The following is a 12,401-nucleotide window of genomic DNA, read 5'->3' on the forward strand; positions in this document are numbered from 1 at the left end:
CTGCACCGGTGCGTCTTGGCGCCACGACCGAAAACCCTACGGCATCAGGGGAAAGGGGCACCGGAGCCTCATCGCGTGAACCGCAGCGTGCGGATCTCGAACGGACGCAGGGTGAGCGGGACCTCGCCGGTTCCCGCCGCCAGCGCAGCCAGTGCCGCGGCCTCGGGGTGGTCCGGCATCGGCTCCTCGAGGAGGTCGGTCACGGTCGCCGCGCGGAAGGGGAAGCAGACCTGCAGCCGTGCCCGTGCCCGCGTGCCGAGGGCCTCGTGGACGCGCACGATGACGTCCGGCCCGCCGTCGTCCGCCAGCTTCACGGCGGAGACGACGACGCACGGGTTGTCGCAGGTCACCAGCGGTGCCACCTGGTCCGCACCGGCGGCCGGCGCGGCGCCGACCTCGCGCAGCGGCAGGTTCAGCGCCCAGCCCTGCGCCCCGGCCCGGAGGAGGTCCGCGCCGAAGGTCACGGCCGCGCGGAAGGTGTGGCGGCCGAGGTCCGCGTCGGGATCGGGGTACATGGGCGCGCGCAGCAGCGAGAGCCGGACGCGGGTGCCGACCCCACCGGCGTGCCGCACGCGGGCGATGTCGTGGCCGTAGGTGGCGTCGTTGGTGACCGCGACGCCGAAGTCGGGCTCGCCCACGTGGACCCACCGGTGCGCGGGGACCTCGAACTTCGCCGCGTCCCACGAGGTGTTGGCGTGGGTCGGACGACGGACGTAGCCGAACTGGGTCTCCGCGGCGGCGTCCGTGGTCTGCACGTCGAGGGTGAAGCCGAGCTTGAGCAGGGTGTGCCGCTCGTGCCAGTCCACCTGGGTCTCGACGTGCAGGGTCGGGTCGTCACCGGCGGCCAGGCGGAGGCGCTGGACCACCCGGCTGCTCCCGAAGCTCCGCTCGATGCGCAGCGCCGGGCCGTCGTGGTCGACCTCCATCGCCACCACGTCGACCAGGTCGCGACCGACCCGCTGGTAGTGCTCGTCGAGGTTCCAGGCCTCGAAGTCGTTGGGGATGTCCCGGAAGGTCTGCAGCAGGTTGCCGACCTCGCCCGGCGGCACCACCTCGCGTCCGGTCGCCAGGTGCACGGCCGACGTCACCAGCCCGCGGGCGTCCACCCGGACCTGCAGCGACCCGTTGCTCAGCAGCCAGCCGGTCGCGTCGGGCTCCAGGGCCGCCGGGGACGGTTCGGCCGGCACCCCGATGCCACCCGCGGGCACACCGAGCACGGGGTACGGCGAGGCGTTGGCCACCCGGCGCCGCCCGGGGCCGGGGGTCGGCCCTCCGGCGTCTCGGGCGTCTCCGGCGCGCCCGGCCAGGGCGGTCGTCGCGGCGGCGATCAGCTGCTCGAGCTCGGCGGCGATCGCGGCGTAGGCCGCCTCGGCCTCGCGGTGCACCCATGCGATGGACGAGCCCGGCAGGATGTCGTGGAACTGCTGCAGCAGCACCAGCCGCCAGATGCGTCGCAGCGCCTGGTGCGGGTAGGGCGCACCGGTCAGCACCGTCGCGGTGGTGGCCCACAGCTCGGCCTCGCGGAGCAGGTGCTCGCTGCGGCGGTTGCCCTGCTTGGTGCGGGCCTGGGAGGTGTAGGTGCCGCGGTGGAACTCCAGGTACATCTCCCCGACCCAGGTCGGCGCCCGGTCGGCGTACTCCGCGCGGGCCGTGGCGAAGAAGCGCTCGGGAGTGCTCAGCTCGACGTGCGGCGACCCGTCGAGGTCGGCCGTGCGCCGGGCCTGCGCGACCATCTCGCGAGTGGGGCCGCCCCCGCCGTCACCGAAGCCGAACGCGGCGAGCGAGGTGTTCGAGCCGGGCTTGTCGGCGAACTGGCGGGAGGCGCGGTCGAGCTGGGAGGCCACGAGGCGCGCGTTGTAGGTGTCCATCGGCGTGAAGTGCGTGAACAGACGGGACCCGTCCAGCCCTTCCCACCAGAACGTGTGGTGCGGGAACGGGTTGGTGTCGTTCCAGCACATCTTCTGCGCGAACAGGTCGCTGAACCCCGCGAGGCGGGCGATCTGCGGCAGCGCGGCGGTGTACCCGAACGAGTCCGGCAGCCACGCGGTGGTGGGGACCACCCCGAGCTGCTCGCGGAAGTAGCGCATGCCCTCGACGAACTGGCGCACCAGCGCCTCGCCGCCCACCAGGTTGGTGTCCGACTCGACCCACATCCCGCCGACCGGCACGATGCGGCCCTCGCGCACCCGCTCGGCCATCCGCTCGAACAGCTCCGGGGCCGACTCCTGCAGCCAGGCGTAGTGCTGGGCGGAGGAGAAGGCGAACGTGACGTCCGGGTCGGTCTCCATCAGCGCCAGCACGTTCGCGACCGTCCGGGCCACCTTGCGGGCGGTCTCCCTGGTGGGCCACAGCCACGCCGAGTCGATGTGCGCGTGCCCGACGGCGTGGACGCGGTGCGCGCTGGCCGCTGCGGGAGCGGCGAGCGCCGGGGCCAGCACCTCTCGTGCCCGGCCTGCCGACCCGGACACGTCCTGGGGATCGAGGGCGTCGCACGCCCGGGCCAACGCCTCCACCAGCTGGGCGCGCCGCGGTGACTCGGCGGGCAGCACCTCCGCCAGCCCGCGCAGCGCCTTGAGGTCGGCCACCAGCGCCTCGACCTCGGTGTCGACCAGCGCCACGTCGAGCGCGAGCAGCCGGTAGAGCTCGGTGCCCGGGACGGTCGCCAGGTCGCCCATCGCGGTCGGGGTGGTCCAGCTGCCGCGGTAGGCATCGGGGTTCGCCGCGGCCTCGAGGTAGAGGTCCACCTCCGACCCGCCCTCCTGCTGCAGCGGGAGCCAGGCGTTGCGCGGCGAGATGCCCTTGAGCAACCGGCCGTCCGGCGACCAGACGGCACCCTCGGCCTGGAAGCCGGGCATCTGGTCGTCGAAGCCCAGGTCCACGACGAGCTCGAGGCGGGTACCGGGCTCCGGCCAGTCCGCCGGCACGCGTCCCGTCACGTGGAACCAGACGGTGCTCCACGCGCGGCCCCACGGGGCCCCGACGGGGTGCGGCACGTACTGCTCCGCGCGAGCCCGGGCGAAGGGGACCGGCTCGCCGGGCGCCGTCCAGCTCTCGGCGGTGAGCGGGTGCCGCGCGCGGTGCAGCGCAGGAGCGACCCAGTCGCGCAGCAGGCGGTCGACCCGCGCCAAGGTGGACTCGGTGGTCGGGTGCATCGGGCCTCCAGTCGTGGCCGGGCGGGGCCGGCGGGTTGGTCGAGCTGCCGAGGACGGGGCCCGCACCGACGTCTGGTCCACGTGCGGGCCGAGGGAAGGGCGGGGGGCTCAGCCTCCGGCGGACCCGTGGAGGGACGGCAGGAGGGAGAGTCCCTGGGGCAGCAGGGGCGCGACCTCGCGCACGACCAGCCCCACGAGCTCCTGCTGCCTGGCGTCCGTCATGCGGGCCGCCAACGCGGTGACCGACAGTGCCGCCACGGCGAGCGTGCCCCGCATGATCGCGGTGCCGATGCACGCCACGTCGGGCTCGTTCTCGCCGAGCTCGACCGCATACCCGCGTCCGCGTGCCTGGTGCACCGACGTGCGCAGCCGCTCGAGGCTCACGGGGCCGCTCGGCGGCAGGTCCTTCAGATAGCTGCCGAGGAGCTCGTCGGGGACGTTCCGGGCCGCGAGCAGCGCCCGTCCCATCGCGGTGGACGCGACGGGGACCGGCTGCCCGACGGCCGACGTCACCCGGATGGAGCGCTCCGGCTCGACCTTGTCCACGTAGAGCACGTGGTCACCGGTGGGCACGCCGAGGTGCACCAGCTCCTGCGCGGCCCGGGACAGGGCGACCAGAGCCGGGTGCAGCGCCTGCGCGAGGTTCTGCGGGGAGTAGCTGCGCTCGCCCAGCTCGTAGGCCGCGGGACCCAGCCGGTAGAACCCGCTGGAGTCGTCCTGGTCGGCGAACCCGCGCAGCCGCAGCGTCGAGAGCGCCCGGTACGCCGTGGACTTGTTCACCTCCGCCTGCTGGGCCAGCTCGGCGAGGGACGCACCGGCCGGACCGGCGCCGGCCAGCGCGTCGAGCAGGGCCAGTGCCCGGTCGACCGCCTCGATCACCGGCTTCTGCGCCATGGTCGTCTCCCGCTCGTCGGCCCGCTGCTCCCCGTGGCTCGGGGTCGGCGTGGGCTGGCTTGCCAAGTCGAGCACCACCCCGCGAGACTAATGGGGCAGAGTGAAGCATAACGTTTTTCTCAGTGAAATGCGATACTGCGAGACGTCTGGAGACCCCGATGGACCAGGAGATCTGGCCGGTCCGGCACAGCCCCCTGCTGCGCGCGCCCGAGCGGCTGGTGTCCCGGGAGGAGCTCCACGAGCTGGTGCACCGGCTCACCGCGAACCTGGTGAGCATCACGGACGAGACCGGTGAGTTCCTGCTCCGCCTCGACGACGGCCGTGTCATCGACACCAAGGGCTGGGCCGGCTGGGACTGGACCCACGGCGTCGGCCTCTACGGCATGTGGCAGTACTACGACCAGACGGGCGACCCGGCGATGCGGGACGTCATCGACGACTGGTTCGCCGCGCGGCTCGCGGAGGGCACCACCAAGAACGTCAACACGATGGCGCCGTTCCTCACCTTGGCCTACCGGTACGAGGAGACCCGCGACCGCACCCTGCTGCCCTGGCTCGAGTCCTGGGCCGAGTGGGCCATGCGCGAGATGCCGCGCACCCCGCACGGCGGGATGCAGCACGTGACGCTGTCCGTGGAGAACCACTGGCAGCTGTGGGACGACACCCTGATGATGACCGTCCTGCCGCTGACGAAGATCGGTCTGCTGCTGGGTCGTCGCGACTACGTCGACGAGGCCACGTTCCAGTTCCTCACCCACGTCGCCCACCTCTTCGACCGGGAGACCGGGCTCTGGTTCCACGGCTGGACCTTCGAGGGTCGGCACAGCTTCGCCCGGGCCCGCTGGGCGCGCGGCAACTCCTGGCTGACGATGGCGATCCCGGACTTCCTCGACCTGGTCGACCTGCCCGCCGGCGACCCGGTGCGCCGCTTCCTGCTCGAGGTGCTCGATGCGCAGGTGGCGGCTCTCGCGGGCCTGCAGGACGAGTCGGGGCTGTGGCACACGCTGCTCGACGACCCGTCGTCGTACCTCGAGGCGTCCGCCACCGCGGGCTTCGGCTACGGCATCGGCAAGGCCGTCCGCAAGGGCTACCTCGATGCGCGCTACGCGCCGGTCGTCGAGCGTGCCGTGCGGGCGGTCGTGGCCAACGTGTCCGACGACGGGGAGCTGCAGCAGGTCTCGTTCGGCACCGGGATGGGTTCCGACCTGGACTTCTACCGGAACATCCCCCGCACGTCCATGCCCTACGGGCAGGCGATGGCGATCCTGTGCCTCGCCGAGTACCTGCGCACCTACTACTGAGCGGCCGCACCCGATGAGACTCGTGACCTACGTCGTCGACGCCCGGCACGGCGCGCGAACCGCGGAGCAACCCGGCGCCGTCGTCGTCGCGCCGGACGGGACCGACCGGGTCCTCGACCTCGCGGAGGCGACCGCCGGCGCGACGCTCGCGCAGGTGCTCGCCGACGACGACGCCCTCGCCACCGTCCGCTCCGCTGTCGCGGCCGCGGACCCCGCGACGCTGCCCGAGCTGGACCGTGAGCGCCTGGCACCGCCCGTGCGCCCCTCGAAGATCCTGTGCCTGGGCTACAACTACGCCGGGCACGCCGAGGCAGGCGTCGGAGAGCGGCCGGCGCACCCGAACGTCTTCGTCAAGACGCCGAACGTGCTGCGCGGCCCGGCGGAGGCCGTCGTGCTGCCCCGCGCGGCGACCGAGCCGGACTACGAGGGCGAGATCGCCGTCGTGATCGGCCGGCGGGCGTACCAGGTCGCCGAGGCGGACGCGATGGCGCACGTGGCCGGGTACACGCTGTTCGACGACGTGTCCGACCGCGACTGGCAGCACCGGTCCTCCCAGTGGACCCTCGGCAAGAGCATCGACGGGTTCGGCCCTCTCGGCCCCTGGGTCGTCACCACCGACGAGGTGCCGGACCTGGGCGGCCGCGACGTGGTCGTCGAGCGCAACGGTGTGGTGACCGTGCGGGCCAGCACCGACGCGATGGTGTTCCCGGTGGCGTTCCTGGTGCACCACCTGTCCCAGGTGATGACCCTCGAGCCCGGCGACGTCATCTCGACCGGCACGCCGGCCCGGTCGGACGAGGCCCAGGCCGCCCACACCCCCCTGACCGACGGGGACACGGTGACCGTCCGGGTCACCGGTCTCGGTGAGCTGACGACCACGTTCGTCACGGCGAAGGAGAGCTGATGATCCTCGACACGTTCCGCCTGGACGGCAGGGTCGCGCTGGTGACCGGCACGTCACGCGGACTGGGTCAGGCTGCCGCCGTGGCGCTCGCGGAGGCGGGAGCGGACGTCGCGCTCCTGGATCGCACCCTCCCGCAGGAGACCGCGGAGAAGATCACGGCTCTCGGCCGGCGCGTGCACCTGGTCCAGCTCGACCTCCTTTCCGCGAAGCCCGAGGAGCTCGACGGCGCGGTCCAGTCCGTGGTCGACGCCCTTGGCCGCATCGACATCCTGGTGAACAACGCGGGCATCATCCGGCGGGCGCCGCTGCTGGAGCACCCGGCCTCCGACTGGGACGACGTCCTGGCGGTCAACCTCGACGCGGTGTTCCACCTCTCACGGGCCGCCAGCCGCCGGTTCGTCGCGCAGGGCGGCGGGAAGATCGTCAACGTCGCCTCGATGCTGTCGTTCCAGGGCGGGATCCTGGTGCCCGGCTACACCGCCAGCAAGCACGCCGTGGCCGGCCTCACCAAGGCGTTCGCCAACGAGCTGGCGGCGCGCGGCGTGAACGTCAACGCCATCGCCCCGGGCTACATGGCCACCGACAACACCGCGCAGCTCCGGGCCGACGAGGCGCGCGAGCGCGCGATCGCCGACCGGATCCCCGCCGGCAGGTGGGGCACCCCGGCCGACCTGCAGGGGGCGTTCGTGTTCCTCGCCTCGGCCGCGTCGGACTACCTGAACGGCGCCATCATCCCGGTCGACGGCGGCTGGCTCGTCCGTTGACTCGTCGTTGACCCCGCACCAGCAACCGGAGGACGCAGACATGGAACAGCGCTACGCGACGAGCCCCGACCAGCTCCCGGGGCTCACCACCGACGAGCTGCGCGAGCGGTTCCTGATCGAGCAGGTCTTCGTCCCCGGGCAGGTCACCGCCGTCTACACCCACCACGACCGGATCGTCCTCGGCGGAGCCGTCCCGGCCGGCCAGCGGCTGTCGCTGCCGACCTTCCCCGAGCTCCGGGCCGAGTACTTCCTCGCCAACCGGGAGCTGGGCATCGTCAACGTCGGCGGACCCGGCAGGGTGACCGCCGACGGCGAGGTCTACGAGCTGACGCCGGGCGCCTGCCTCTACCTCGGCCGAGGCACCCGCGAGGTCGTGTTCGAGGACGCCGGCGACGGGGGAGCGCAGCTCTACCTGTTCAGCGCGCCGGCGCACACCACCTACCCCAACCGCCTGGCTCTGCCGGAGGACGGGACGGTGCGCGAGCTGGGCGACCAGGCCACCAGCAACCGGCGCACGCTCACCCAGTACATCCACGAGAACGGCATCCAGTCCTGCCAGGTGGTGATGGGGATCACCCGCCTGCACCCGGGCTCGATGTGGAACACCATGCCGGCGCACACCCACGACCGGCGCACCGAGTGCTACCTGTACGTCGACGTGCCCGCCGATGCGCGCGTGATCCACCTCATGGGCGAGCCGACCGAGACGCGCCACCTGGTGGTGGCCGACCGCCAGGCCGTCATCTCCCCGTCGTGGTCGCTGCACTCGGGCGTGGGCACGGCGGCCTACTCGTTCGTCTGGGCCATGGCGGGGGAGAACAAGTCCTTCGACGACATGGACGCGGTGCCGCCGACCGCCCTGCGCTGAGCAGCCCTGCGGTCAGCGGTGGCGGGTGGGTCGACGAGCTCGTCTCCCCGCCCGCCCCGCCCCGCGCTCACCTGGTGAGCGTGACCTTCCGCAACCCGCGCGGGTGGTCCGGGTCCAGCCCACGCCGCAGGGCCAGCTCGAGGGCGACGCGCTGGATCGGCAGGATCTCGAGCAGGGGTGCCAGATCGTCGGCGGGGCGTGGCACGACGCCACGGGCCCAGCCGTCGGCGACACCCTCGAGGCGGGCGTCGTCGAGCACCGTCACCACGCGGCCGCCCTGCGCCGCGGCCGCTCGCGCGAGCTGCAGGACCGAGTCCCGCGACCGCGCGCCGGCGGTCAGCGCCAGGACGGTGGTCCCCTCGACCACCTGGCCGAGCGGGCCGTGGGTCGCGTCCGCGGCGCTCCACCCGGACGCCGCGAGCGCGCAGGTCTCCATGAGCTTGAGCGCCCCCTCCTTGGCCGACCCCATCGACAGGCCGCGACCGACGACCAGCACGCGGTCGGCCCGGTCGAGCGCCGCCGCGGCCGCGACCGCCTGCTCGTCCATGGCTGCCAGTACGGCGGAGGCGGAGGCGACGAGCCCGTCGACGTCGAGCTCCGGCCCCCTGCTCGCTCCCATCACCAGCTGGCGCAGCGCGAGCACCTCGCCGGTGTAGGTCTTCGTCGCCGCCACCGACCGCTCCGGTCCCGCGCCGATGTCGACGTGCACGTCCGCCAGGCCCGCGAGCGCCGACGACGCGTCGTTGCTCACCGCGATGACCGGGACGCCACCGGCGCGCGCGTCCTCCACCGTCGCCAGCAGGTCCGGCGACTGACCGCTCTGCGACACCGCCACCATCACGGCCCGCGGGTAGGTGAGGTGCCCGGCGTCCTGGCTGATGGACGACGGGGTCGCCAGCATCGCGGGGATGCCCAGACGGTGGTGCACCAGGTACTGCGCGTACTGGGCTGCGTGGTCGCTGGACCCGCGCGCCGCGAGCACGATCAGCTCCGGACGCGCGGCGCGCAGCAGCGCACTCGCCTGATCGAGGGCGTCGCGCCCGGTGGTGAGCAGGTCCGACCACCGTCCCGGCTGCTCGGCGATCTCGGCGCGCATCAGCGCGCCCGGTCCCGTGGACGGCGCCGGGTCGGCGGTGCCTGATGGTGCTGACGGCGTGCGGTCCATGGGGCGGCTCGCTTCGGTGGTCGTCGTGGACGGGGTCGGACGGGGTCGCGGGGTTGCGAGATCAGTCGGGGTCCGCCACCAGGACGTCGCGGACCAGCGTCGCCAGCCCGGCGTCCGCGGCCAGGAACTGCCGCAGCGTGCGTCGGGTGGCCCCGAACTCGGCGAACTCCTCGACGGTCATCCCGTCCGGCTCGTAGGCGCGGTGGAAGTCCGGGACGAGCCGTCGCAGCTCGTCGACGATCGCGGCCTCCACGGGCGCGTCGATCCGCGAGGGCAGGTCGAGGCCGTTCGCGTTGATGCGCGTCTGCCAGTCGAACGGCGGGGAGATCACGACGTCCCCGCCGACCAGCTCGGAGAGGTGCAGGTGGTTGCGGAACGCGGCGGAGAGCAACCGGGTGCGGTAGCCCCGTTCGGTGAAGATCGCGTAGGCCCGCTTGAACGCGGCCACTCCCGCCCAGTCCAGCGCTCCGGGGCTGACGAGCGTGCCCGCCCTGCCCGCTGTGTGCTTCAACCAGTCGTCCAGCCGCCCGACCATGATGGTGGCGACCGGTCCCATCTGCTCGGTCGGCAGGCCTGCGGCCTCGCGCCGCGCCAGCCCCCGCTCCACGGCCTCCGCCACGGCGACCACCTGCGCCACGGTGAAGGAGAGCGTCGCGTTGATGCTGACCCCGCGGAAGGTGACCTCCTCCATCACCTCGATGCCGGCGGCGGTGGCAGGCAGCTTGACGATGATGTTGGGCGCCAGGCCGGAGAAGTGGCCGGCCTGCTCGGCGAGCGCCACGGCGTCACGGTGCAGCCGCGGGTCGGTCTGGATCGAGAGCCGCCCGTTGCGCCCCCCGTGCTCCTCGAAGACGGGTTCCAGCAGGCGCGCGGCGTCGATGGAGAGCTCCTCGACGACGCGCCAGCCGATCTCCGACTCGCCCGCGGTCGGGCGTTCGTCGGCGAGCTCGCCGATGCGGGCGGTCCACCGCGGCAGGTCCGCCTTGATCGCGGCCAGGGCGATCACCGGGTTGCACGTGGCTCCCACCGCACCGAAGGCCATCGAGCGGCGCAGCTGCTCGGGGTCGGCGGAGTCGTTCCACAGCGCCGTCTGCGGGAACGCCTGCGTCATGCGACCCAGGGGAGTGCTGGTGTCGATCGCGATCCGGTCAGGGTCTGTCCGGTCGGGGTCGGTCCAGTCAGGGCCGAGCTGGGCCATCGAGTCCTCCGGTGCGCTTGTCTGCGTGGTTGCCGCGGGCGTCTCACGGCGTCCCCGTTGCGGGCCGCGCGCGCGGGTTCATCTCATGCCACCGCAGCAAGGCCTGTCAAGCATATGTCCGGACAAACAGACAATGACGTATGGGTGAGGATGCGCGGGACCCGGCGGTGGCCGAGCCACGACCGGGTGCGGACGCTCAGCGGGCGAAGAGCGTGGTCTCGAACGAGTACCGCGACGCCCGGTAGATGTGCTGACCGAACTCGACGGCGGCACCGGACTCGTCGAACGCGGTCCGCTCCATGGTGAGCAGCGCGGCGCGGGGTGCCTCGTCCAGCGCCCGGGCCTCGGCGGCGGTGGCGGCCCGCGCGCCGATGCGCTGGCGGGCGACCTGCGGCTTGACCCCGCGAGCGCGCAGGCAGTCGTAGAGCCCCTCGGCCTCGAGCTCGGCACGGGTAGGCGCGATGGCCATCGGCAGGAAGTTCGTCAGCAGGGCGAGCGGCTCGTCGTCGGCGCGGCGGAGCCGACGCACGCGCAGCACGTCGGTCCCCTCGGCGATGCCCAGCGCCGCCGCCACCTCCGGTGACGCGGGCACCACCTCGTGCTCCAGCACCTCGGTGGTCGGGGACTTCCCGCTCTTGGAGAGGTCGTCGTACAGGCTGGTCAGGTCGACCGGGCGGCGGATCGTCGCGGGCGCGACGTGGGTGCCGGCCCCTCGCCTGCGGACGAGCTGACCCTTGTCGACCAGCTCGCGCAGGGCCTGCCGGGCGGTCGGGCGCGAGATGCCGAGCCGGTTGGCCAGGGAGATCTCGTTCTCGAGGAGCTCCCCGGGAACCAGCCGGCCGTCGTCGATCGCGGCCTGGAGCGTCTGCGCGACCTGGTGGTACAGCGGGACCGGGCTGCTCCGGTCGAGGTCGATGCGCAGCGGCTGCGGCACGGTGTGCTCCTCCTCGCCCGGGCCCAGGGAGAGCTCGCACCGGCGCGAGGCCGGTGGCTCTCGGTCAGGATAGCGGCTCGATGATCGAACGTTCAGACGACGATATGTCCGGACAAAGACTTGACGATGCGACCGGCGCAGGTGCATCGTCGTGGCGATCGGTCCGCACGGCGTGGGCGGTCGCACGGGGGCCGGGACGGAACCCGACGGTCCGGTGAGTGCGAGGAGGACGGGGTGGCGCACAGCGAGCCCCCGCTGGACGTCCTCACGATCGGGCGGAGCGGTGTCGACCTCTACCCGCTCCAGACCGGTGTCGGTCTGGAGGACGTCACCACCTTCGGCAAGTTCCTCGGCGGCAGCCCCACCAACGTCGCGGTCGCGGCCGCCCGCCTCGGGCACCACGTGGCCGTGCTCACGGGCGTCGGGGACGACCCGTTCGGCCGCTTCGTCCGGCGTGCGATGCGCGAGTTCGGGATCGACGACAGCCACGTCGTGGTGGTGCCCGACCTGCATACCCCGGTGACCTTCTGCGAGATCTTCCCGCCCGACCACTTCCCCCTGTGGTTCTACCGCGCGCCCACCGCGCCGGACCTGCAGCTGCGCCCGGAGGACGTCCCGCTCGACGCGGTCCGCGACGCCACGCTGCTGTGGATCACCGCGACGGGGCTGGCGGAGGAGCCCAGCCGCTCGGCGCACCTGACCGCGCTGGACGCCAGGGCCCGCCGTAGGTTCACCGCGCTCGACCTGGACTACCGCCCGTCCTTCTGGCCGGGCGAGCAGTCCGCCCACGAGGCGGTCCGCGACGTGCTCGGACGCGTCACGGTGGCGGTCGGCAACCTCGAGGAGTGCCGCGTCGCGGTCGGCGAGACCGACCCCGACCGGGCGGCCGACGCTCTGCTGGACGCCGGTGTCGAGCTCGCCGTGGTCAAGCAGGGTCCCGGCGGCGTGCTCGGCAAGACGCGCGGGGAACGGGTCGTCGTCGCGCCGACGCCGGTCCGGGTGGTGAACGGTCTGGGTGCGGGCGACGGCTTCGGCGGAGCGCTGTGCCACGGGCTGCTCGAGGGGTGGCCGCTGCGGCGCACCCTCGAGTTCGCCTCCGCCGCCGGCGCGATCGTCGCGTCCCGGCTGGAGTGCTCGAGCGCGATGCCGACCGAGGCGGAGGTCGACGCGCTGATCGCGCAGGCCCGTGCGGCGGAGGGGGACCGGTGACGTCCCTCGACG

The 12,401-nt window shown here is 73.2% G+C and carries 10 protein-coding genes; 5 read left to right on the forward strand and 5 right to left on the reverse strand.

Going from position 1 to position 12,401, the window contains the following annotated elements; genetic code table 11:
- Window positions 1-68: 68 nt before the first annotated feature.
- A complete protein-coding gene (locus tag QMF98_RS03095) occupies window positions 69-3,152 on the reverse strand; it encodes an alpha-mannosidase (RefSeq protein ID WP_337974611.1) in 3,084 nt (1,027 codons plus the stop codon).
- A gap of 108 nt (window positions 3,153-3,260) precedes the next feature.
- On the reverse strand, window positions 3,261-4,124 hold the full coding sequence (locus tag QMF98_RS03100) for an IclR family transcriptional regulator (protein WP_337974612.1): 864 nt from the start codon (window positions 4,122-4,124) through the stop codon (window positions 3,261-3,263).
- 80 nt (window positions 4,125-4,204) lie between these two features.
- Between QMF98_RS03100 and bglB the strand changes: the two genes are divergently transcribed.
- Genes bglB through kduI form a run of 4 tightly spaced genes read left to right on the forward strand, consistent with a single transcriptional unit; the run spans window position 4,205 to window position 7,883 of the window.
- On the forward strand, window positions 4,205-5,347 hold the full coding sequence (bglB, locus tag QMF98_RS03105) for a beta-galactosidase BglB (protein WP_337974613.1): 1,143 nt from the start codon (window positions 4,205-4,207) through the stop codon (window positions 5,345-5,347).
- Window positions 5,348-5,360: 13 nt separating this feature from the next.
- The gene (locus tag QMF98_RS03110) at window positions 5,361-6,251 is read left to right on the forward strand and encodes a fumarylacetoacetate hydrolase family protein (protein WP_337974614.1); all 891 of its coding nucleotides are present in this window, start codon (window positions 5,361-5,363) and stop codon (window positions 6,249-6,251) included.
- Complete coding sequence (gene kduD, locus QMF98_RS03115; protein WP_337974615.1) at window positions 6,251-7,015, forward strand: 2-dehydro-3-deoxy-D-gluconate 5-dehydrogenase KduD; 765 nt, start codon at window positions 6,251-6,253, stop codon at window positions 7,013-7,015. The genes QMF98_RS03110 and kduD overlap by 1 nt, the downstream gene beginning before the upstream one ends.
- Before the next feature lie 40 nt (window positions 7,016-7,055).
- Complete coding sequence (kduI, locus tag QMF98_RS03120; protein WP_337974616.1) at window positions 7,056-7,883, forward strand: 5-dehydro-4-deoxy-D-glucuronate isomerase; 828 nt, start codon at window positions 7,056-7,058, stop codon at window positions 7,881-7,883.
- 67 nt (window positions 7,884-7,950) lie between these two features.
- Here kduI and QMF98_RS03125 read toward each other — a convergent pair whose 3' ends face one another.
- From QMF98_RS03125 to QMF98_RS03135, 3 genes are all read right to left on the reverse strand, one after another.
- Entirely contained in the window at window positions 7,951-9,048 is a 1,098-nt protein-coding gene (locus QMF98_RS03125; protein ID WP_337974617.1) for an SIS domain-containing protein, read from the reverse strand.
- Between the two features lie 61 nt (window positions 9,049-9,109).
- Window positions 9,110-10,246, reverse strand: coding sequence for a transaldolase family protein (locus QMF98_RS03130; protein WP_337974618.1), 1,137 nt, complete (start codon window positions 10,244-10,246; stop codon window positions 9,110-9,112).
- A gap of 196 nt (window positions 10,247-10,442) precedes the next feature.
- Window positions 10,443-11,180, reverse strand: coding sequence for a GntR family transcriptional regulator (locus tag QMF98_RS03135; protein WP_337974619.1), 738 nt, complete (start codon window positions 11,178-11,180; stop codon window positions 10,443-10,445).
- A gap of 234 nt (window positions 11,181-11,414) precedes the next feature.
- Between QMF98_RS03135 and iolC the strand changes: the two genes are divergently transcribed.
- Entirely contained in the window at window positions 11,415-12,389 is a 975-nt protein-coding gene (gene iolC, locus QMF98_RS03140; RefSeq protein WP_337974620.1) for a 5-dehydro-2-deoxygluconokinase, read from the forward strand.
- Window positions 12,390-12,401 lie beyond the last annotated feature (12 nt).

The sequence above is a fragment of the Cellulomonas sp. NTE-D12 genome (assembly GCF_027923705.1).
Classification (GTDB): Bacteria; Actinomycetota; Actinomycetes; order Actinomycetales; family Cellulomonadaceae; genus Cellulomonas.